The organism is Kitasatospora sp. NPDC054939 (assembly GCF_053610105.1).
Map to the genome: position 1 here is coordinate 37046 of NZ_JBSGXP010000016.1, position 22609 is coordinate 59654.

At 74.5% G+C, this 22609-nt stretch carries 16 protein-coding genes; 13 read left to right on the forward strand and 3 right to left on the reverse strand.

Features of this window, described 5'->3' with window-relative positions; translation table 11 throughout:
* Positions 1-5: 5 nt before the first annotated feature.
* Positions 6-1439 carry a sensor histidine kinase gene (locus tag ACWGB8_RS07140; protein WP_452211068.1) on the forward strand — a complete coding sequence of 478 codons (1434 nt, stop codon included), beginning with the start codon at positions 6-8 and terminating at the stop codon, positions 1437-1439.
* A 146-nt stretch (positions 1440-1585) separates the two neighbouring features.
* On the opposite strand, the gene ACWGB8_RS07145 is transcribed toward ACWGB8_RS07140, so the two are convergent.
* Positions 1586-2605, reverse strand: coding sequence for a TAXI family TRAP transporter solute-binding subunit (locus ACWGB8_RS07145; RefSeq protein WP_452211070.1), 1020 nt, complete (start codon positions 2603-2605; stop codon positions 1586-1588).
* 89 nt (positions 2606-2694) lie between these two features.
* Here ACWGB8_RS07145 and miaB point away from each other — a divergent pair, with 89 nt between their 5' ends.
* Positions 2695-4197: a tRNA (N6-isopentenyl adenosine(37)-C2)-methylthiotransferase MiaB gene (gene miaB, locus ACWGB8_RS07150; RefSeq protein ID WP_452211072.1), complete on the forward strand. Its 1503-nt coding sequence runs from the start codon at positions 2695-2697 to the stop codon at positions 4195-4197.
* Positions 4198-4267: 70 nt separating this feature from the next.
* On the forward strand, positions 4268-4966 hold the full coding sequence (locus tag ACWGB8_RS07155; protein ID WP_452211073.1) for a class III extradiol dioxygenase subunit B-like domain-containing protein: 699 nt from the start codon (positions 4268-4270) through the stop codon (positions 4964-4966).
* A gap of 39 nt (positions 4967-5005) precedes the next feature.
* Here ACWGB8_RS07155 and ACWGB8_RS07160 read toward each other — a convergent pair whose 3' ends face one another.
* On the reverse strand, positions 5006-5374 hold the full coding sequence (locus ACWGB8_RS07160) for an antitoxin (RefSeq protein ID WP_452211075.1): 369 nt from the start codon (positions 5372-5374) through the stop codon (positions 5006-5008).
* Between the two features lie 185 nt (positions 5375-5559).
* Between ACWGB8_RS07160 and miaA the strand changes: the two genes are divergently transcribed.
* From miaA to hflX, 5 genes are all read left to right on the forward strand, one after another.
* Complete coding sequence (miaA, locus tag ACWGB8_RS07165) at positions 5560-6498, forward strand: tRNA (adenosine(37)-N6)-dimethylallyltransferase MiaA (protein WP_452211077.1); 939 nt, start codon at positions 5560-5562, stop codon at positions 6496-6498.
* Between the two features lie 230 nt (positions 6499-6728).
* Positions 6729-7238 (forward strand): hypothetical protein, encoded by a 510-nt coding sequence (locus tag ACWGB8_RS07170; RefSeq protein WP_452211079.1) that lies wholly within the window; start codon positions 6729-6731, stop codon positions 7236-7238.
* A gap of 287 nt (positions 7239-7525) precedes the next feature.
* Positions 7526-8434 (forward strand): diaminopimelate epimerase, encoded by a 909-nt coding sequence (gene dapF, locus ACWGB8_RS07175; protein ID WP_452211080.1) that lies wholly within the window; start codon positions 7526-7528, stop codon positions 8432-8434.
* 282 nt (positions 8435-8716) lie between these two features.
* Positions 8717-11107, forward strand: coding sequence for a RelA/SpoT family protein (locus ACWGB8_RS07180; RefSeq protein ID WP_452211082.1), 2391 nt, complete (start codon positions 8717-8719; stop codon positions 11105-11107).
* 86 nt (positions 11108-11193) lie between these two features.
* Positions 11194-12696 (forward strand): GTPase HflX, encoded by a 1503-nt coding sequence (gene hflX / locus ACWGB8_RS07185; protein ID WP_452211084.1) that lies wholly within the window; start codon positions 11194-11196, stop codon positions 12694-12696.
* A 147-nt stretch (positions 12697-12843) separates the two neighbouring features.
* Here hflX and ACWGB8_RS07190 read toward each other — a convergent pair whose 3' ends face one another.
* Positions 12844-14025, reverse strand: a complete 1182-nt coding sequence (locus ACWGB8_RS07190; RefSeq protein ID WP_452211085.1) for a trypsin-like serine peptidase — start codon at positions 14023-14025, stop codon at positions 12844-12846.
* Positions 14026-14367: 342 nt separating this feature from the next.
* Here ACWGB8_RS07190 and ACWGB8_RS07195 point away from each other — a divergent pair, with 342 nt between their 5' ends.
* The 5 genes from ACWGB8_RS07195 to ACWGB8_RS07215 are packed head-to-tail and all read left to right on the forward strand — an operon-like array spanning position 14368 to position 22497.
* Entirely contained in the window at positions 14368-16242 is a 1875-nt protein-coding gene (locus ACWGB8_RS07195; protein WP_452211086.1) for an IucA/IucC family protein, read from the forward strand.
* Positions 16239-16988, forward strand: a complete 750-nt coding sequence (locus tag ACWGB8_RS07200) for a GNAT family N-acetyltransferase (protein ID WP_452211088.1) — start codon at positions 16239-16241, stop codon at positions 16986-16988. The genes ACWGB8_RS07195 and ACWGB8_RS07200 overlap by 4 nt, the downstream gene beginning before the upstream one ends.
* A gap of 15 nt (positions 16989-17003) precedes the next feature.
* A complete protein-coding gene (locus ACWGB8_RS07205) occupies positions 17004-18530 on the forward strand; it encodes a lysine N(6)-hydroxylase/L-ornithine N(5)-oxygenase family protein (protein ID WP_452211090.1) in 1527 nt (508 codons plus the stop codon).
* On the forward strand, positions 18508-20343 hold the full coding sequence (locus tag ACWGB8_RS07210; RefSeq protein ID WP_452211091.1) for an IucA/IucC family protein: 1836 nt from the start codon (positions 18508-18510) through the stop codon (positions 20341-20343). Before ACWGB8_RS07205 ends, ACWGB8_RS07210 begins: the two co-directional genes overlap by 23 nt.
* Before the next feature lie 12 nt (positions 20344-20355).
* Positions 20356-22497 carry an ATP-dependent DNA helicase gene (locus ACWGB8_RS07215; protein WP_452211093.1) on the forward strand — a complete coding sequence of 714 codons (2142 nt, stop codon included), beginning with the start codon at positions 20356-20358 and terminating at the stop codon, positions 22495-22497.
* Positions 22498-22609: the final 112 nt, after the last annotated feature.

Consider the following 22609-nt stretch of genomic DNA (forward strand, 5'->3'; position numbering starts at 1 on the left):
CGCACGTGCGCACCCGCCTGCTCGGCATCCTGCTCTCACTGATGGCCTGCGTCCTGGCCGCCCTCGGGCTGCCGCTCGCCGCCGCCGTCGCCGCCGCCGAGCAGAGCCGGGTGGTCGTCGACCGGATCGACGACGCCGCCCGGTTCGCCCAGGACCTCCCCACCGCCGTCTCCACCACCGGCTCCGCCGTCAAGGGCGAACCCGCCCCCGGCGACCTCAGCCGCCGGCACGCCCTCGACAACGAGGTCGCCCGCTACCACGAGCTGTACGGCGTGCGGATCGGCATCTTCCAGCGCGACGGCGTCCCGATGGCCGTCGCGCCCGCCGACTGGCGGGTCCCCGGCGAGGGCTGGGGCGCCCAGGCCTTCCAGGAGGCCCTGGACGGGCGGCGCAGCCACAACCCGCCGCAGGTCTGGCCGTGGAACACCGACGGGACGCTCACCATCGCCGCCCCCGTCGTGCGCGACGGCGACGTGGTCGCCGTGGTGCTCAGCGAATCCCCGACCGGCCCGATGCGCAGCCGGGTGCTGCACCGCTGGCTGTTCATCGGCGCCGGCGAGTCGATGGCGATGATCATCGCCGTGCTGCTGGCCGTCCGGCTCACCGAGTGGGTGCTGCGCCCGGTGCGCACCCTGGACCGGGCCACCCACGCCATCGCCACCGGCCGGATGAACGCCCGGGTCGCCCCCGGCGGCGGCCCGCCCGAGCTGCAGCGCCTGGCCCACTCGTTCAACGAGATGGCGGACCACGTGGTGCTCGCCCTCGACCAGCAGAAGGCCTTCGTCGCCGACGCCTCGCACCAGCTGCGCAACCCGCTGGCCGCCCTGCTGCTGCGGGTCGAACTGCTCGGCTTGGAACTTCCGCAGGGCCACGAGGAGGAGCTGGAGGGCGTCCGCGAGGAGGGCACCCGGCTCGCGCGGGTGCTCGACGACCTGCTGGGCCTCGCCACCGCCGAGCACGCCCGCCCCGAACCCGAGCCCACCGACCTGGCCGCGCTCACCCTCGCCCGCGTCGACGCCTGGCGCCCGGTGGCCGAGCAGCGCGGCATCGAGCTGGCCTTCGAGGGCCCGCCGACGGCGATGGGGCTGGCCGACCCGATCGGCTTCGGCAGCGCGCTCGACGCGGTGGTCGACAACGCCCTCAAGTTCGGCCCCGAGGGCAGCCGGGTACGGCTCCTGGTGGCCGTGCACCGCAAGGAGGTCGTGGTGGTCGTCTCGGACACCGGCCCCGGCCTCACCGGCGAGGAGCTGGCCCGCGCCGGCGACCGCTTCTGGCGCAGCCCCCGGCACCAGAACGTCGACGGCTCCGGCCTCGGCCTGTCGATCGCCCGCACCCTGGTACAGGCCTCCGGCGGCTCGCTGACCTTCGCCGCGGTCAGCCCGACCGGCCTCGCGGTCACCCTGGCGGTGCCCCGGCCGGACAAGGGCGGGCGGATCTAGCGGCTCCCGGGTGCGGCGGGGACGGTGGGGTGCGGCGGGGACGGTGGGGTGTGGCGGATCCAGGTTGCGGCGGGGACGGCGGGTTCGGAGGGCGTGACGGGGTCCCGGCTCCGGTGGGGCTCAGCGGCTCCGGGCTGCGGCGGGGCTCAGGGCTTCACCGAGCGGTAGTAGCGCCTGGCGCCCTCGTGCAGCGGAAGCGGATCGGTGTAGACGGCGGTCCGCAGGTCCACCAGCTGGGCGGCGTGCACCTGGGCGCCGATCTGGTCGCGGCTGTCTATCACCGCCCGGGTCATGCCCTGCACCAGATCGGTGTCCACGTCGTCCCTGGTGATCAGCAGGTTGGGCACCGCCACCGTGGCCACCGCCTCCGGCGGCTCGGCGGCCGGATAGGTGCCCTTCGGCATGGTGGCCGCCCGGTAGGCGTCCGTCCCGCCGCCCTCGACCCGGTGCACGGCCTCCGCGAGGTCGCCGAGCGGCACGATCCGGATCGGGTAGTGCTCCGAGAGGTCGCTCACCGCGCTGGTCGGCAGCCCGCCGGACCAGAAGAACGCGTCCAGCCGGCCGTCGCGCAGCTGGTCCGCGGCGTCGCCGACCCCCAGCATCGCCGGACGGATGTCGAGGTCCGGATCGAGCCCGGCCGACGACAGCAGCCGCCGGGTCACCAGGTTCACCCCGGACAGCGACTGCCCGACGCCGACCCGCAGGCCCTTCAGGTCCGCCGTCCTGCGCACCGGCGAGGAGGCCGGCACCACCAGCTGCAGGTAGTCGTCGTAGAGCCGGGCGATCGCCCGCAGCCGGTCCTTGCCCGGCCCGGCGTACTCGGCGACGGCGTCCGCGGTGGCGATCGCGAAGTCGTCCCGCCCGCTGGTCACCCGGGCCAGGTTGTCGATCGAGCCCTGCGAACTGTCCAGCCGCAGCCGCACCCCCGGCATCGCCCGGCCGACGTGCTCCTCCAGCAGCTGCCCGTACCGGTCGTACACCCCGCGCTGGACGCCGGTCGCGAAACCCGTCTCGCCGCGCGGGTAGTCGGGCCCGCGGCCCGCCGACAGCCACCAGCCGCCGAGCGCGGCGAGCACCACGGCCAGCGCCAGCACCGCACGCCAGATCGGGCTGCGGGCCGCCGTACGGACGGTGCCGCCGAGGCGGGGGACGGGGGAGGGGGCCATGCAGGGATAGTGCCAGGCCGCGGAGGAGAACGGGAGGGGCGGACACGGTCGGGGGAAAACCGTTGGGCCGCTGCCCGTACCCTGGTCTGGTGAGCGGTGACAGCGGAACGAAGAGCTACAAGGTCGTCACGTACGGCTGCCAGATGAACGTCCACGACTCCGAGCGGCTCTCCGGCCTGCTGGAGGACGCCGGGTACGTCAAGGCCGGCCAGGAGGGCGACCCCGACCTGGTGGTGTTCAACACCTGCGCGGTGCGCGAGAACGCCGACAACAAGCTGTACGGCAACCTCGGGCAGCTCGCCCCCGTCAAGACCCGCCACAAGGGCATGCAGATCGCCGTCGGCGGCTGCCTGGCCCAGAAGGACCGCGACACCATCGTCCGCAAGGCCCCCTGGGTCGACGTGGTGTTCGGCACCCACAACATCGGCCACCTGCCGGCGCTGCTGGAGCGCGCCGCGGTCGAGCGCAAGGCCCAGGTCGAGATCCTGGAGTCGCTGGAGACCTTCCCCTCCACGCTGCCCACCCGCCGCGAGTCCGCGTACGCCGCCTGGGTCGCCATCTCGGTCGGCTGCAACAACACCTGTACGTTCTGCATCGTCCCCGCCCTGCGCGGCAAGGAGGAGGACCGCCGCCCCGGCGACGTCCTCGCCGAGATCGAGGCGCTGGTCGACGAGGGCGTCATCGAGGTCACCCTGCTCGGCCAGAACGTCAACGCCTACGGCTCCGACCTGGGCGACCGCGAGGCCTTCTCCAAGCTGCTGCGCGCCGCCGGGCAGATCGAGGGCCTGGAGCGGATCCGCTTCACCTCCCCGCACCCGCGCGACTTCACCGACGACGTGATCGCCGCGATGGCCGAGACCCCGAACGTGATGCACCAGCTGCACATGCCGCTGCAGTCCGGCTCGGACACCGTGCTCAAGGCGATGCGCCGCTCGTACCGCCAGGAGCGCTTCCTCGGCATCATCCGCAAGGTGCGCGAGGCGATGCCGGACGCCGCCATCTCCACCGACATCATCGTGGGCTTCCCCGGCGAGACCGAGGAGGACTTCGAGCAGACCCTGCACGCAGTCCGCGAGGCCCGCTTCACCAACGCCTTCACCTTCCAGTACTCCAAGCGCCCCGGCACCCCCGCCGCCGACATGGCCGACCAGGTGCCGAAGGCCGTCGTGCAGGCCCGCTACGACCGGCTGATCGCCCTCCAGGAGGAGATCTCCTGGGAGGAGAACAAGAAGCAGGTCGGCCGCACCCTGGAGATCCTGGTCGCCGAGGGCGAGGGCAAGAAGGACGACCGCACCGACCGGCTCTCCGGCCGCGCCCCCGACAACCGGCTCGTCCACTTCACCCGGCCGAGCGAGCCGGTGCGCCCCGGCGACATGGTGACCGTCGAGATCACCTACGCCGCCCCGCACCACCTGCTCGCCGAGGGCCCGACGCTCGCGGTGCGCCGCACCCGGGCCGGGGACGCCTGGGAGAAGCGCCAGGCCAAGCCCGCCGCCAAGCCGGCCGGGGTGATGCTGGGCCTGCCGACCGTCGGCGCCCCGGTGCCCACCGCGCTCACCGCCGCCCCGGCGGGCGGCTGCTGCGGGGACTGACCCCCGGGCGGGCGGTTCACTGCGGCGGCCCGGCTCCGGCCGGGCCGCCGCACGCTCTAGAGTGATCCACATGCTGGTAGCCGCCGCCGTGTGCCCCTGTCCGCCGCTGCTCGTCCCCGAGGTCGCCGCCGGGGCCGCGGCCGAACTGGAGCCGCTGCGCGACGCCTGCGCCGACGCGGTGGCCGCGCTGGTGGCGGCCGGGCCCGAGCTGATCGTGGTGGTCGGCACCGGCCCCGAGGCCGAGGTGTGGACCGAGGGCGGCGCCGGCTCCTTCCGCCGCTACGGCGTACCGCTGGCGGCCCGGCTGCCCGGCGGCCGGGTCGAGGGCCCCGAACTGGCCCCCTCACTGACCGTCGGCGCCTGGCTGCTGGAGCGCTCCGGCGTGACCGTGCCGACCCACGCCTGCGCGGTGCCCGCCGACGCCCCCACCGATCGGATGCTCGGTCTCGGCCAGGGGCTGGCCGGCCTCGCCGACCGGGTCGCCCTGCTGGTCATGGGCGACGGCAGCGCCTGCCGCTCGCTCAAGGCGCCCGGCTACCTGGACGAGCGCGCCGAGGGCTGGGACGCCGCTGTCGCCGATGCCCTCGGCTCGGCCGACACCGCCGCGCTGGCCGCCCTCGACCCGGGCCTGGCCGCCGAACTCATGGCGGACGGGCGGGCCCCCTGGCAGGTGCTGGCCGGCGCCGCGGAGGGCGCCGGCCTGACGGCGCGCACCGCCTACCGGGACGCGCCGTACGGCGTGGGCTACGTCGTGGCGTCCTGGAGCTGAGCGCCGCAGCCGGGGCCGGGGGTACCAGGGTGTCGGGCTCTAGGTGGTCGGGCCCTGGCCGTCGCCGGGGGTGGTGGTGCTGCCCAGGGTGGGGCCGGGCGTCGGTCCCGGCGTCGGTCCGGGTGCTGTTCCGGGCGTCGTTCCGGAGGCGCTGCCCGGGGTGGGGCCTTCGCCGGGTGCCGGGGTCTCGCCGGGCTTCGGCTTGTGGGCGAAGTCGGCAGCGGCCTCCTTGGCCCGGTGGGTGCCGTGTTCGATCTTGTTGCTGTACTTGCCCTTGGTCGCCTTGTCGATCGCGCCGCCGGCCTTGTCCACCGCGTGCTCGATCTGATCGCTGTGCTTGCCGGCCAGTTCGCTCGCCTTCTCCTTGAGCTCGCCGGCCTTGCCCTTGAGGTTGTCCATCAGACCCATGGCGTCCTCACCTTTCCTCTCTCTTCACAACGCTCGTTGCGGCCCGACCGTTCTCAACCGCGTTCCTACGGGTGCCCTGCGGGCCGTACGGCTGAAACGGGCGGAATCCGGTCATATCGTCGCGCAATAGCATTGGGTGGTCGGGGAGGTCACCGGCGCGGCGGCACTTTTGGGAGACTTGTTCGGTGAGCAGCTCCCGTACCCCCCGTGTGGTCTCCGTCGTCGGCGCGACCGCGGCCGGCAAGTCCGACCTGGCCGTGGCCATCGCCCGCAGCCTCGGCGGCGAGGTGATCAACACCGACTCGATGCAGCTCTACCGGGGCATGGACATCGGCACCGCCAAGCTCACCGGCGACGAGCGCGGGGGCATCCCGCACCACCTGCTGGACGTCTGGGACGTCACCGAGGCCGCCAGCGTCGCCGAGTACCAGCGGCTGGCCCGCACCGAGATCGACCGGCTGCTGGCCGACGGCCGCACGCCCGTCCTGGTCGGCGGTTCCGGGCTGTACGTCCGGGCCGCGATCGACGAGATGGAGTTCCCCGGCACCGACCCCGGGGTCCGCGCCCGGCTGGAGGCCGAACTGGTCGAGACCGGCTCCGGCGCCCTGCACCGCAGGCTGGCCGCGCTCGACCCCGCCGCCGCCGAGGCGATCCTCCCCGGCAACGGCCGGCGGATCGTCCGGGCCCTGGAGGTCATCGAGATCACCGGGCAGCCCTTCACCGCCAACCTGCCGTCGAACACCGCGGTCTACGAGACCGTGCAGATCGGCGTCGCGGTGCCGCGGCCGGAACTCGACGAGCGGATCACCCTGCGGGTCGACCGGATGTGGGAGGCCGGACTGCTGGACGAGGTCCGCGCGCTGGAGAAGGTCGGACTGCGGGACGGCCGGACCGCCTCCCGGGCGCTCGGCTACCAGCAGGTGCTCGACCACTTCGCCGGCGACTGCACCGAGGACGAGGCGCGCGCCGAGACCGTCCGGGCCACCAAGCGCTTCGCCCGCCGCCAGGAGTCGTGGTTCCGCCGCGACGACCGGATCCACTGGCTCGCCCGCCCGGCCGGCGCCGACCCCGTCGAGCTGCTGGAGCGCTCGCTGGACCTGATCGGCCATCAGATCGGCCGTTGAGGGTCGGTATCCGGCCACTTCGGCGGTGCACCTGCGCGCGCAGAAGGCCGTGCAGGACGCACCGGGGGTCACGGCCGGATCACGTCATGGCCACGGATCACCCGATGGCCCCGGTCAGGACCTGAACGCCACTCTGGACATGCCATCATCGATGCCATAAGGGTCGGCCGACCGGGTCGACCGCACCGGCCGCGAGCGCGCACTCGTGTCGAACTGCCAGGGGAGGCCGCGTGTCCACGGGTACCGGCCCCGAGACCGGGCAGCGCAGCGGCGCCACGGCCGAGGCGTCGGGAATGGATTCCCAGACGCTGAACGACCTGCCCGTGCTGTCGGGGTTCGACGCGCCCACCTCCTATGCGGTCGCACTGCCCGCCCTCGACGCCGCCGCCCCCTCGGGCGCGGTCCACGAACGGGAGATCCGCCCGCGCCGGCGGCTGCGCTGGTGGCAGTTGCTGCCCATCGTGCTGCTGGCCACGGCGGGTTCGCTGATGTTCGCCTTCCCGCTGGCCTTCGGTTCCGGCGGCGCCGGCTCCGCGATGGTCGGCATGCTCGGCATGCTGCTCACCGCCGCCTCGCTCGGCTGGGGCGCGATGGCCGCCCGGCACGCCGGGTACAAGTGGCCGGGCCTGCCGCGCCGCGGCTCCGGTGAACGCGCGGGCTGGAAGGCCATCGTCGTCTACACCCTGATCGCGCTCGCCGCCTGCGCGCTGGCGCTCTGGCGGGTCGTCCACCTGCGCTGAGGGGCCGGCGTTGCGGGTCGCGGCCGTGGTCCGTGGTCTGCGGTCCGCGCTCTGTGGCCGGTGGCGGGGTGCGGTGTTGTCCCGTACGTAGTTCCTGCTCCGTACGTCGTCCGTGCGGCGAACACCGTACGTGCGCCGCACACCGTCCGTGCTCCGTACGGTGTTCGTGCGCCGTACGGGGTGCGTACCCCGTACGTCGTGCGTGCGGAGCCCGTACGGTGTGCGCCGCCGTCCCGACCGGTGAACCGGAACGGTGCTGTTCGGAGCGGCTCAGTACCATCGGGAGGGTGAGCGCATCCTCCCCGCAGCAGCCGGCCGGTGTCCCCTTCCTCAAGGGGCACGGCACCCAGAACGACTTCGTGATCGTCCCCGACCCGGACGGGCGGCTGGAGATCAGCCAGGCCGCCGTCGCCGCGCTCTGCGACCGGCGGGCCGGCATCGGTGGTGACGGACTGCTGCGCGTGGTGCGCTCCGCCGCCGACCCGGCTGCCGCGGAACTGGCCGACCGGGCCGAGTGGTTCATGGACTACCGCAACTCCGACGGTTCGATCGCCGAGATGTGCGGCAACGGCGTCCGGGTCTTCGCCCGTTACCTGGTGCACGCGGGACTGGCCAAGCCCGGCGAGCTCGCCGTCGCCACCCGGGCGGGCGTCCGGCAGGTGCGGATCGCCGAGGACGCCGAGGACGGGACCCCCGGTGACGTGACCGTCGACATGGGGTACGCCGCCCTGCCGGGCCCGGACGGCATCGAGGTCGCGGTCGGCGACCACCGCTGGCCCGCCCGCAATGTCAACATGGGCAACCCGCACGCCGTCGCGTTCGTCGCCGACCTGGCCGACGCCGGGGAGCTGCGGAGCGCGCCGCTGACCAGCCCGGCCGGTGTCTACCCGGAGGGCGTCAACGTCGAGTTCGTGGTCGACCGCGGCCCGCGCCACGTCGAGATGCGGGTGCACGAGCGGGGCTCCGGCGAGACCCTCTCCTGCGGCACCGGGGCCTGCGCGGTCGCGGTGGCCACCGCCCGCCGGGACGGCGCCGACCCCTCGGTCACCGGCGAGTCCGTCACCTACACCGTGGACGTGGCGGGCGGTCGGCTCGCGATCACCGAGTACCCGGACGGCCGGGTGGAGAAGACCGGCCCGGCGGTCATCGTGGCGAGCGGGGTGCTGGACCCGGCCTGGCTCGCCTCCCTGGGCTGAGCCCCCGGCGCGCCCGCCGGCGCCCGGCCCGGTCCGACCCGCGCCCGCCGAAGCCGCGCCCACCCCGACCCGCGCCCACCCGCGCCCGCCGCCCTCCGGGCCGCTCACCCCGACGGCCGCGCCGCGGCCCGCGCGGTTTGCCCATTTCGCGGCGCGCTGAATCCCCCCGATCGGGTGAAGCCCCTGACGGACGGGAAGCAGCGCGTCGCGGAACGTGCTGTGCTCGGTAGCATGGACCACCGGGTCGGCGTTCGGCTCCGGTGACCGCTGCCGGAGGTGCCGATGACCATCGAAGCCGGGCAACCCCCCATGGGGCGGCCGATCAGCGTGGCGCAGTCCGGGCCGAGGCGGCCACTCGGCGGGTTCGGCCGGGCCGCCCTCGGCCGGGCGGGCCGCGCCGCCCTGCTGGCCACCGGCCGGGCCCCGCTGCCGGACGCCATCGAGCCGCTGGTCCGGACCCACCGCCGCCACCACCCGCAGGCCGACCTCAACCTGCTCGGCCGCGCCTACCTCCTCGCCGAGGAGAGCCACCGCGGCCAGAAGCGCAAGAGCGGCGAGCCGTACATCACCCACCCGCTCGCCGTCACCATGATCCTCGCCCAACTCGGCGCGGGCACCACGACCCTGGTCGCCTCGCTGCTCCACGACACCGTGGAGGACACCGAGTTGACTCTCGACCAGGTCGCCGACGGCTTCGGCCCCGAAGTCGCCTACCTGGTCGACGGGGTGACGAAGCTGGAGAAGGTGGACTTCGGTGCCGCCGCCGAGGCGGAGACCTTCCGCAAGATGCTGGTCGCCACCGCGGACGACGTCCGGGTGATGGCGATCAAACTCGCCGACCGGCTCCACAACATGCGCACCATCCGGCACATGAAGCCCGCCAGCCGGCTGCGGATCGCCAAGGTCACCCGGGACGTGCTGATCCCGCTCGCCGAGCGGCTGGGCATCCAGGTGCTCAAGGCGGAGCTGGAGGACATCGTCTTCGCCACCCTGCACCCCGAGGAGTACGCCCGCACCCGCGCCCTGATGGCCGGCCACGAGGCCGAGGAGGACGCCCTGCTGGCGCCGTTCGCCCGGGCGCTGGCCCGCCAGCTGGCCGAGGCCGGGATCGCCGCCGAGACGACCGTGCGCCCCCGGCACTGCGTCTCGCTGCACCGGGTGCTGCTCAAGCGCACCGCCGTGCCCGGCCCCGACGGCCGACCGCAGGGGCTCCAGCCGGCCGACTTCGGGCGGCTGCTCGTGGTGGTCGAGGAGAACGCCGACTGCTACGCCGTCCTCGGCGAGCTGCACACCTGCTGGACGCCGCTGCCGGGCGAGTTCAAGGACTTCGTGGCGGCCCCCAAGTTCAACCTCTACCAGTCGCTGCACACCGCCGTGGTGCTGGAGGGCGGCGCGGTGGTCGAGGTGCTGGTCCGCACCCGCCGGATGCACGAGGTCGCCGAGACCGGGGTGGTCGCCCTCGGCGACCCCCGTCAGCCCGGCGCCGACCGGGCGGCCGAGCAGCCCGGCGACGAGCTCGACCGGACCGACCCGGCCCGCCCCGGTTGGCTCAGCCGGCTGCTGGAGTGGCAGCAGGAGACCCCGGACCCGGATGCCTTCTGGTCGGCGCTCACCGCCGACCTCTCCGACGACCGCGAGATCACCGTGGTCACCGAGGGCGGCGAAACGCTTCAGCTCGCCGCGGGCGCCAGCTGCGTCGACGCCGCGTACCTGCTCGGCGAGGACACCGGCCACCGCTGCATCGGCGCCCGGGTCAACGGCCGGCTCACCGCCCTCTCCACCGCGCTGCGCGACGGCGACCAGCTCGCCGTCCTCACCGAGGACGGCGGCCCGGGCGCCCGGCCGTCCGGGCCCGACCCCGAATGGCTCGGGTTCGCCCGGACCCCCGGTGCCCGGCTGGCGATCGAGCGCTGGCTGGCGGACCGCCCGCCCCGGCTCCCGGTGGTGCGCACCGGCCCGTCCGCCGGACAGCCCGCACCGCCCGCGCACCGCGCCACCGAGCGCGGCAGCGCCCCGGTGGAGGTGGCCGACCGGCCGGGGGTGGCGGTGCGGCTGGCCCGCTGCTGCACCCCGGTGCCGCCGGACGAGGTCACCGGCTGGGCGATCCGCGGCGGTTCGGTCGCCGTGCACCGCGCGGGCTGTCCGGCCGGGGAGCGGATGCGGGCGGCCGGCCGGGTTGCGCTGGAGGTCGGCTGGCGTCCCGGCGGCGGGCCTCCGGACGGCTACCGGGCCACCCTGCGGGCCGAGGCGCTCAACCGTCCCCGGCTGCTCGCCGACCTCACCGCCGCGATCTCCGCGGAGGGCGTCGGCATCGTCTCCGCCGAGGTCGAGCCGCCGCAGGAGCTGCGGGTGCGGCACACCTACACCGTGGAGCTGCCCGAGCCCGGGGTGCTGCCCGGCCTGCTCCGGGCGATGCTGCGGGTCTCCGGGGTGTACGACGTCGACCGCCCGCACGCCCCGGCCGGGCCCGTCACCGACGGCGGCCCGGCGGAGCGGGGGAGCGGGGGCGGCGCACCCGGCGGCGCCACCGGGCGAAATGGAGATGACCGGCCCGCGGGGGGCGTGCGACCATCATGGGGAATTCACGGCCCGGCCGCGGCGTTCACCGAACGTAGAAGCCCCAGTGGCACCCGCGGCCCCGAAGGGGTAGCCCATATCTCGCCCGAGCGGTAGACGGGGCGGCAGCTGGGCAGACTCCGGGTGCGACCGTCCGGTACGGTCGCACGACAGGCCATCCGCACCAGCAGCCAAAGGACAGAATGACCTCCACGTTCGACACCCGCGACAGCGCCGACGCCCGCCGCCGCCTCGACGGCCTCCGGGCGGACGCCCTCATGGACGAGGACCTCGCGGCCATCGACGAGGACCTCGACCACTACGACGGCGACCAGTACGACCGCAGTGAGCGCGCCGCCCTGCGCCGGGTCGCCGGCCTCTCCACCGAACTCGAAGACGTCACCGAGGTCGAGTACCGCCAGCTCCGCCTGGAGCGCGTGGTACTCGTCGGCGTCTGGACCGACGGCACCGTCGAGGAGGCGGAGAACTCGCTCGCCGAGCTCGCCGCGCTCGCCGAAACGGCCGGCTCCGAGGTGCTCGACGGCGTCATCCAGCGCCGCGACAAGCCCGACGCCGCCACCTACATCGGGTCCGGCAAGGCCCAGCAGCTGCGCGACATCGTCGCCTCCACCGGCGCCGACACCGTCGTCTGCGACGGTGAGCTCACCCCGGGCCAGCTGATCCACCTGGAGGACGTCGTCAAGGTGAAGGTCGTCGACCGGACGGCCCTGATCCTCGACATCTTCGCCCAGCACGCCAAGTCCCGCGAGGGCAAGGCGCAGGTCTCGCTCGCCCAGATGCAGTACATGCTGCCGCGTCTGCGCGGCTGGGGTCAGTCGCTCTCCCGGCAGATGGGTGGTGGCGGTTCCGGCTCGTCCGGTGGCGGCATGGCCACCCGCGGTCCCGGTGAGACCAAGATCGAGACCGACCGGCGTCGGATCCGCGAGAAGATGGCGAAGCTCCGCAAGGAGATCGCCGACATGAAGAAGGGCCGCGACACCAAGCGCCAGGAGCGCAAGCGCCACCAGGTGCCGTCCGTGGCCATCGCCGGCTACACCAACGCCGGCAAGTCCTCCCTGCTCAACCGGCTCACCGGCGCGGGCGTGCTGGTGGAGAACGCGCTGTTCGCCACCCTCGACCCCACCGTGCGCCGGGCGCAGACCCCGAGCGGCCGGGTCTACACGCTGGCCGACACCGTCGGCTTCGTCCGGCACCTGCCGCACCACCTGGTCGAGGCGTTCCGCTCCACCATGGAGGAGGTCGCCGACGCCGACCTCATCCTGCACGTGGTGGACGGCTCGCACCCCGAGCCGGAGACCCAGCTGGCCGCCGTCCGCGAGGTGATCGTCTCGGTCGAGGCACAGAACGTGCCGGAGATCGTGGTGATCAACAAGGCGGACGCCGCCGACCCGCTGGTGCTGCAGCGCCTGCTGCGCCGCGAGCCGCACGCCATCGTGGTGTCGGCGCGCAGCGGGCACGGGATGGAGGAGCTGCTGAAGCTCATCGACGACGAGCTGCCGCGTCCGGCTGTCGAGGTGCAGGCGCTGGTCCCGTACACCCGCGGCGACCTGGTCTCCCGGGTGCACGCCGAGGGCGAGCTGCTCTCCACCGAGCACACCGGTGAGGGCACCCTGCTGCGCGCCAAGGTCTCGGCCGAGCTGGCCGCCGAGCTGGAGGGCTACTCGGTCGCCCTGAGCCAGGGCTGACGCAGCGCCGGCGCCGCAGCCGCCCCCGGTACCGGGGGCGGGCGGACCGGCAGCGCACGACACCCTGCCGCCGGGGTTGCCCGGCGGCGCGGACGACGAAGGGCCCCGGTCTCCCCTGCGGGAGGCCGGGGCCCTTCGTGCGGGCCGCTACTTCTTCTTGCGGGAGATGTAGTCCAGGGCGTTCTTGGCGACCGTCTCCAGGTACGGGCCGCTCAGCGAGGTGTGGTCCTGGGTGCCGATCGAGGTGTTGGAGACCAGGGCGGTCCGACCGTCCGGCGTCCTGGCGAACCAGCCGCCGCCGCTGGAGCCCTGGGTCATGTTGCAGCCGATGGTGAGCATCGACGGCCGCTTCGGGTCGAAGGAGAGCCGTACGGGCCGGCCGCCCTCGCACTTGTACAGCTCCTGCCCGTCGAAGGGCTTGTAGAGCGGGTAGCCCCAGGCGGCGGCGCTGATCTGTTCGCGCGGCGCGTCGAACCAGACCGGGACGGCCGCGCCGACGGTCTCCTCCAGCGACTTGCCGGTGTCGTTCTGGTTCTTCACCCGCATGATCGCGAAGTCGTACTGGCTGGCGGCGTCACCCGTGCCGCCGCCCTCGACCGTCCACTGCGGCGAGGTCACCACGTCCACCGCCCACCAGGTGCCCAGCGGCGCCAGTTCGGACAGCGGGGCCTTCTTGCCGCCGCTGGAGGCGCCGGAGTTGTTGTACGCGGGGACGAAGACCAGGTCCTTGAAGAAGGCGCCGCCCTTGCCCGGGTGCACGCAGTGCCCGGCCGTCCAGACCAGGTTGCTCTTCCCCGGGTTCGCAGGGTCGGCGATGACCGTGGCCGAGCAGTTGCCCCGGCCGCCCTGGGCGGTGAAGAACACCTTGCCCGAGGGCTGCTTCAGGTACGGACGGGCCACCGGTACCGCCTTGACCACCGGCGGCTCCGGGTCGGTCACCCCGGCGTCCCCGGCGGGCTTGGCGGTGGGCGGGGCCGGCTCGGCGGGCTTGGAGTCGCCCATCTTGTCGGGGTTCCAGAAGTCCTTGACGATCGGGTTGTTGAAGACGTGCTTGGACGCCCAGGCGTCCCAGTCCTCGAACTTCCACTTCTTCAGGTCGTCCCAGCTCTTCGGCAGCCCCTCCAGCAGGCTGGTCGGGATGCCCGAGGGCAGCGTCAGCCCGCCGATCACCCCGCCCCCGCCGCTCCCGCCGGCGGCGCTCGCACTGGTGGGCGGCGGTGCCGCGGTGCCGCCACCGCCCGAGGGGCCGTCCGGACCGCAGGCGCTGACGGACAGGAGCGTCGCCGCGGCGAGTGCCGCGGCCACGGCCGACCTGTGGATCACTGGCATTGTCGGTCCCCCTGGTGTTCCGCCACGGCAGGTGCCGCGGCCTCGGGCTGCATTCGGCAGCATGGAGTCTCCCACTGGCCTCCATGACGGCGCCGACCGGGCCCCGGTTGCGTGACTGACGGAGGGTCACCGAACCGTGACGTCCTCGCGGAGCCGTCCCGCCGAGGGAACCCGATCTCCCTCCTGAGTGTTGAACAACTCCCGATCTTCACTCCAACGAGTGATCCGTCCTTGTGATCATCCGTCGAAGATAGGTAGCCCTTGGTTGACGCGACGGTGCGAGCGCCCGCCGGCCCCTCGACAGCCGCCCGCGTCCGCACCCACGCGCACCAAGGAGCAGCCTTGAGCACCGCCCTCACCGGAGCCCCGCCCGACCTCCCGTCGACCCGGCCGGGCCCGGCCGACCCGGCGTACGACCAGGGGCAGGCGGCCGACCTCCTGCTGCACCCCGACCCCGCCGTCGCCGCCGAACAGGCCGCCCTGGAGGCGCTGCTGCGCTGCTGGGCCCGCGAGACCGGGGCCGTCCCGGACGCCGACGGCCGCCTGCGGATCGCCGTCCTCGGCGGCGCAGCCCGGCTCACCGCCCCCGTCCGCCACTGGTCGCCCTGCGGCTGGCACCGCTTCGGCCCCGCCACCCTGACCGCCGTCGACGCCCCGGCCACGGCCGCACCCGCAGCCGCCACCGCCACCGCAGCCGGGGCCGGACACCCCGCCGAGGCGCCCGTCGACGCCGTCACCGCCGCCTCGCTGCTCGCCGCCGCCGTAGCCGACCGCCCCGACCCCGGCCAGGTCGCCGACCTCGCCGCCCGGGTCGCCGACTCCGTCGTCCGCACCGCCGACATCCTCGCCCACCACCGCACCGCCCCTGCCCCCGGCGGCCCCGAGGGCTCGCACTTCCTCGCCTCCGAACAGTCCCTGCTGCTCGGCCACCCGCTGCACCCCACCCCCAAGAGCCGAGACGGCCTCGGCCCCGCCCAGAGCGCTGTCTACTCCCCGGAACTCCAGGGCTCCTTCCGCCTCCACTGGTACGCCGTCGACCGCAGCCTGCTCGCCGCCGGCTCCGCCCTGCCCGACGCCGCCGACCGGCTCACCGCCGACCTCCTCGGCGACCCCGCCCTGCTGCCCCCCGGCACCGCCGCCCTGCCCCTGCACCCCTGGCAGGCCCGCGAACTCGCGCTGCGCCCCGCCGTCGCCGCCCTGCTCGCCGACGGACTGCTGCACGACCTCGGCCCGCACGGCGCCCCCTGGTACCCGACCTCCTCCGTCCGCACCGTCTACCGGCCCGGCACCCCCTGGATGCTGAAGCTCTCGCTCGGCCTGCGGATCACCAACTCCCGCCGGGAGAACCTCCGCAAGGAGCTCCACCGCGGCCTGGAGATGCACCGCCTGCTGGAATCCGGCCTCGCCGCCGAATGGCAGGCCGCCCACCCCGGCTTCGACATCGTCCGCGACCCCGCCTGGATCGGCGTCGACCACTCCGGCCTCGGCGACCCCGGCGGCCTCGACACCGTCCTGCGCGCCCAGCCCTTCGGCCCCCGCGACCGCGCCCACTGCCTCGCCGGACTGGTCGCCGAACGCCCCGCCGGCACCGGCACCACCGTGCCCTCCCGGATCGGCGACACCCTGCGCGCCCTCGCCGCCCGCTGCGGCCGCCCGGTGCGTACCGTCGCCGCCGAATGGTTCCTGCGCTACCTGGACACCGTCGTCCTGCCCGTCCTCTGGCTCGACGGGCGGGCCGGCATCGCCCTGGAGGCCCACCAGCAGAACACCGTCGTCCTGCTCGACGCCGACGGCTGGCCCAGCGGCGGGCGCTACCGCGACAACCAGGGCTACTACTACCGGGAGAGCGCCGCCGACCGGCTCACCGCCCGCCTGCCCGGCCTCGGCGCCGACAGCGACACCTTCCTGCCCGACCCCGTCATCGACCACCACTTCGCCTACTACCTCGGCATCAACCACGTCCTCGGCCTGATCGGCGCCCTCGGCTCCCAGCAACTCGCCGACGAGGGCGTCCTGCTGGCCGCCCTGCGCCGCTTCCTGGCCGGCCCCGCCGCCGGCGCCACCGGCTCCGCCCTGCCCGCCCTGCTGCTCGACTCCGCCACCCTGCCCTGCAAGGCCAACCTGCTCACCCGGATCAACGGCCTGGACGAACTGGTCGGCCCGGTCGCCACCCAGTCCGTCTACGTGGACATCCCCAACCCGGTGGCCGAGCGGTGACCACCCTCCCGGGCACCCGGATCGCCGGCCCCCGCCGGCCCGCCGACCTCCTCGACGGACTGCCCCGCTGGGGCACCATGCCCACCGACGCCGGGGACTTCCGGCTCCGGCCCGTCCGGCTCCCCGCCGACCTGCCGCTGGTCGCCGACTGGATGAACGACCCCGAGATCGCCGCCTTCTGGGAACTCGACGGGCCCCCCGCCATCACCGAACAGCACCTGCGCGCCCAACTCGACGGCGACGGCCGCAGCGTGCCCTGCCTCGGCCTGCTCGACGGCACCCCGATGAGCTACTGGGAGGTCTACCGCGCCGACCTCGACCCGCTCGCCCGGCACTACCCCGCCCGCCCCCACGACACCGGCCTCCACCTGCTGCTCGGCCCCGCCCGCGCCCGCGGCCGGGGACTCGGCACTCAGCTCCTCGCCGCCCTCGCCGAACGGATCCTCCAGGCCCGCCCCGGCTGCGGCCGGGTGGTCGCCGAACCCGATGTCCGCAACCTGCCCTCCGTCCGCGCCTTCGAACGGGCCGGCTTCCGCTGCGCCGGCGAACTCGACCTGCCCACCAAGCGGGCCGCCCTGATGCTCTACGCCCGGGTCGCGGCCCGCCCGCCCGTCCCGACGCACGACTACGCCCCCGCGGGCATCGGCACCCCGGCCCGTGCCCACGACCCGGCCCGTGCCCACGACCCGGCCCGCGCCCACGACCGACCGGCCCGCAGCCCCGGCACGGCCCGCCCCCGAACCTAGGACACCACCGCCCCCATGGACACACCGCAGCCAGGCCCGTACGACCTGCTCGGCGTCGGCCTCGGCCCGTTCAACCTCTCCCTCGCCGCCCTCGCCGAACCGGTCGACCGCCTGCGCACCCTCTTCTGCGACCGGCGCCCCGCCTTCCGCTGGCACCCCGGCATGCTCGTCGACGGCGCCCGGATGCAGGTGCCCTTCCTCGCCGACCTGGTCTCGCTCGCCGACCCCACCAACCGCTGGTCCTTCCTCAACTACCTGCGCGAACAGGACCGGCTCTTCCCCTTCTACTTCTCCGAGCGCTTCCAGCTGCCCCGCCGCGAGTACGACCACTACTGCCGCTGGGCCGCCGACCGCCTCCCCAACTGCCGCTTCGGCACCGAGGTCACGGAAATCCACTGGGAGGACGGACTCTTCCGCGCCGTCCTGCGCGCCACCGGCACCGGCCGCAGCCAGCAGGCGCACGCCCGCAACCTCGTCCTCGGCGTCGGCACCGAGCCCGTCCGGCCCGCCGCCTTCGCCGCCATCGACGGCCACCCCGCGGCCTTCCACAGCGCCGACTACCTCGACCGCAGGGACGGCCTCGACGACGCCCGCGACATCACCGTCGTCGGCAGCGGCCAGTCCGGTGCCGAGGCCTTCCTCGACCTGCTGCGCCGGCGCGGCGACGACGGCACCCGGCTGCGCTGGCTCACCCGCACCCGCGCCCTTGCCCCGATGGAGTACTCCAAGCTCGGCCTGGAGCACTTCACCCCCGACTACACCCGCTATTTCCACACCCTCGCCGCCGACACCCGCGACCGGCTGGTCGCCGACCAGTGGCAGCTCCACAAGGCCGCCAGCGCCGAGACCCTCGCCGAGATCCACGACCACCTCTACGAGCAGACCGTCGGCCGTCCGATCGACAGCCTGCCGGTCGAGATCACTCCCGGCACCGCCGTCACCGACGCCCGGCCCGGACCCTGCGGCGGCCTCGAACTCCACTGCCTGCACACCGACTCCGGCACCCGGCACACCGTGCGCACCGACGCCGTCGTGCTCGCCACCGGCTACCGCGCCGCCCGGCCCGCCGCCCTCGAACCGCTCGCCCACCTGATCGACTGGGACGCCGCCGGCCGCTACCGGGTCGACCTCGACCACCGTGTCGCCACCCTCCCCGAGGTCACCGGCGGCCTGTACGTCCAGAACGCCGAACTCCACACCCACGGCGTCGGCACTCCCGATCTCGGACTCGGCGCCCACCGCGCCGCCGTCGTCCTCAACGCCCTCACCGGCCGCACCGTCCACCGGCTGCCCACCCGCACCGCCTGGACCGGCTTCGCCCCGCCCACCGCCAAACCCGGCGCCCCGGGCGGCACCCCGCCGGCCACCCGGACCGACCCCGACCCCGATCACGCCTCCGTACCCGATCACGCCTCCGTACCCGACCGCGCCCCCGACCCCCAGTCCGCCCCGTCCGCCGGGCACCGCGGGCCCACCCCGCCCGCCGCACCCGCCCTGCCCCGACCCCAGGAGCCCACCCGTGCCGCTACCGCCGGCCGCTGAATCCCCGCTGTACCTGCCCCCGCACCTCACCCCCGAGCACTGGCAGCAGGCCGGCCGGACCCTGCTGGCCAAAATGCTCGGCGAGTTCACGTACGAGGAACTGATCACCCCGCTCACCGAAGGGGCCGACCACGTCCTGAAACTCCCCGAGGCCGACTACCGCTTCACCGCCCGCCGCGGTGCCTACGGGAGTCTGCGCGTCGACCCCGACTCCGTCCGCTGCTCCCGGCCCGACGGCCTCGACCCGCTCCGCTTCCTCCAGTACGCCCGGCAACCGCTCGGCCTGCGCGGCGACACCACCGGCCACCTGATCCGCGAACTCACCGCCACCCTCACCGCCGACGCCCACCAGCTCGCCACCGCCCTCACCGCCGCCGAACTCGCCGACCTCGACCACCCCGCCCTGGAGGGCCGCCAGGGCGGCCACCCGTGGATCGTCCCCAACAAGGGCCGCCTCGGCTTCTCCGCCACCGACGCCGCCCGCTGGACCCCCGAGGCCCGCACCCCGCAGCCGCTGCCCTGGATCGCCGTCCACCGCCGGCTCGCCGAATACCGCGGCGTCCCCGCCCTCGCCGACCCCGCCCGGCTCTACGCCCGCGAACTCGACGACCCCGACGCCCTGCGCGCCGCCCTCGGCCCCGACGCCGACGACTACCTCCTGCTGCCCGTCCACCCCTGGCAGTGGGACGAGACCGTCGTCCCGCTCTTCGCCCCCTGGATCGCCTCCGGCGAGATCCGCCCGCTGCCCAGCGACGGCGACCTCCGCCTCCCCCAGCAGTCCATCCGCTCCTTCTTCAACCACAGCCGCCCCGAGCGCTGCACCGTCAAACTGCCGCTCGCCGTCCTCAACACCCTGGTCTGGCGCGGCCTGCCCACCGAACGCACCCTCGCCGCCCCCGCCGTCACCGCCTGGATCCACGGCCTGCGCGACGCCGACCCCTTCCTGCGCGACGACTGCCGGGTCGTCCTGCTCGGCGAGATCGCCTCCGTCACCGTCGACCACCCGCTCTACCGCGAGCTGCCCGAGGTCCCCTACCAGTACAAGGAACTCCTCGGCGCGATCTGGCGCGAACCCCTCGGCCCCGCGCTCGACCCCGGCGAACGCGCCCGCACCCTCGCCGCCCTCCTCCAGACCGGCTCCGACGGCCGCGCCCTCGCCGCCGAACTCGTCGCCCGCTCCGGCCTCACCCCGGCCGAGTGGACCACCCGGCTGTTCGCCGCCATGCTCCCGCCGCTGCTGCACTTCCTCTACCGCTACGGCCTGGTCTTCTCCCCGCACGGCGAGAACGCCATCGTCGTCTTCGACGACACCGACGCCCCGGTGCGCCTCGCCGTCAAGGACTTCGTCGACGACGTCAACCTGAGCGACCAGGACCTCCCCGAGCTGCGCGACCTCCCCGAGGAGGTCGACCGGGTCCTGCTGCGCGAGGCCCCCGACGGACTCTGCCAGTTCCTCCACTCCGGCCTCTTCATCGGCGTCTACCGCTACCTCGCCCCCCTCCTCGAAGCGCAGACCGGACTGCCCGAGGCCGAGTTCTGGGCCCTGCTGCGCGCCGAGGTCCTCCGCCACCAGGCCCGCTTCCCCGAGCTGCGCGAGCGCCACGAGCTGTTCGACCTCTTCCACCCCGAGATCGACCGGCTCTGCCTCAACCGCAACCGGCTGCTCCTCGACGGCTACCGCGACCGGCCGCACCGCCCGCACGCCGCCGTCCACGGGAAGGTCCCCAACGCCCTCCACCCCGACGGCCTGCGCGACAACGGCCCCGGCGGGCTGCCCGGCCAACGGGACCGGATTGTCAGCCCCGCGCCGTAGGGTGGGAGCGTCATGACGAACGACTCCGAACCCCAGCTCCCCGACGACGCGGACGACACGGCCGACACCTCCGCCGAGGAAGTCCCCCGGGCCCGCATCCCCGAGCTGCTCCACGCCGCCGTCGCCGCGGTCGGCGGGGTGGAGCGGCCCGGCCAGGCACGGATGGCCGAGGCCGTCGCCGACGCCGTCGACCACGGCGAGCACCTGCTCGTGCAGGCCGGCACCGGCACCGGCAAGTCCCTCGCCTACCTGGTGCCCGCCCTCGCCCACGGCGACCGCGTGGTGGTCGCCACCGCCACCCTCGCCCTGCAGCGCCAGCTGGTCGAGCGCGACCTGCCGCGCACCGTCGAGGCACTGCACCCGGTACTGCGCCGCCGCCCGCTCTACGCGATGCTCAAGGGCCGCTCCAACTACCTCTGCCTGCACCGGGCCAACGAGGGCACCCCGAGCGACGAGGGCGAGGGCCTGTTCGACCCGGTCGAGGCACTCGGCGGCCCCACCGGCAAGCTCGGGCAGGACGTCCTGCGGCTGCGCGACTGGGCCGACGAGACCGAGACGGGCGACCGCGACGACCTCACCCCCGGCGTCTCCGACAAGGCGTGGGCGCAGCTGTCCGTCACCTCCAAGGAGTGCCTGGGCGCCACCCGCTGCGCGTACGGGCAGGAGTGCTTCGCCGAGAAGGCCCGGGAGCGTGCCAAGCTGGCGGACGTCGTGGTGACCAACCACGCGATGCTGGCGATCGACGCCATCGAGGGTGCGCCGGTGCTCCCCGAGCACGGCCTGCTGATCATCGACGAGGCGCACGAGCTGGTGAACCGGGTGACCGGCGCCGCGACCGCCGAGCTGACCGTCGGCGCGGTCAACCGCACGGTCAAGCGGGCCGCCCGGCTGGCCAACGAGAAGGCCGTGGACGCCCTCCAGGCCGCCGCCGAGAACTTCCACGGGCTGATGGAGACCGCCCAGCCGGGCCGCGTCGAGGAGCTGCCCGAGTACCTCGCGTACGCGGTGACGGCGATCCGGGACGCCAGCCGGCAGGTGATCACCTCGCTCGGCGAGACCAGGGACAAGGCGCTCACCGACGAGGACGCCGTCCGCAAGCAGGCGATGGCCGCGGCCGAGACCCTGCACGAGACCGCCGACCGGCTGCTCCAGGACTCCGAGTACGACGTGGTCTGGATCGAGCGCAGCGACCGCTTCGGGCTGGGCACCGCCTCGCTGCGGGTGGCGCCGCTGAGCGTCGCCGGGCTGCTGCGCGAGGGCCTCTACAAGGAGCGCTCGGTGGTGCTGACCTCCGCCACGCTCAAGCTCGGCGGGGACTTCACCGGGGTCGCGGCCTCGGTCGGCCTGCCGGGGGAGGGGCGGCTGCCGGACGAGCGGACGCCCGGCGAGCGGGCCCCGGGCGGGTGGGCGCCGGGCGACGCGGCCGGTGCGGGCTCCGACGAGGAACTGCTGCCGACCTGGCGCGGCATCGACGTCGGCTCGCCGTTCAAGTACCCGAAGCAGGGCATCCTGTACGTCGCCAAGCACCTCGCCGATCCGGGGCGCGAGCCGGAGCGGCCCGACATGCTGGACGAGCTCGCCGAGCTGATCGGCGCGGCCGGCGGCCGCACGCTCGGCCTGTTCTCGTCGATGCGCGGCGCGCAGGCGGCGGCGGAGGCGCTGCGTGAGCGGCTGGACAACCGCATCCTGCTCCAGGGGGAGGACACCCTGGGCGAGTTGATCCGGGAGTTCGCCTCGGACGCGACGACCTGCCTGTTCGGCACACTGTCGCTCTGGCAGGGCGTGGACGTGCCGGGCTCGGCCTGCCAGCTGGTGGTGATGGACCGCATCCCGTTCCCGCGGCCGGACGACCCGCTGATGAGCGCCCGTCAGAAGGACGTCGAGCAGCGCGGCGGCAACGGCTTCATGGCGGTCGCCGCCACCCATGCGGCGCTGCTGATGGCGCAGGGCGCGGGCCGACTGGTCCGGGCGGCGGACGACCGCGGCGTGGTCGCGGTGCTCGACCCCCGGGTGGCGACCAAGCGGTACGGCGGCTTCTTCCGGTCCTCGATGCCGGAGTTCTGGTACACGACCGACCGCAACCAGGTGCGGCGCTCGCTGGCGGCGATCGACGCCTCGGCCGCGCCGGTGCGGCCGGTGGTGAAGCGCGGCTGAGGCGTACCCGGGCTGCCTGAGGGCCGGGCCGGACAACCGGAGGGGCTCCCGCGGAAACCGCGTGGAGCCCCTTCCGGTCTGCCCTGCCGGTGCTGTTCGTCGTGCCTTCGGT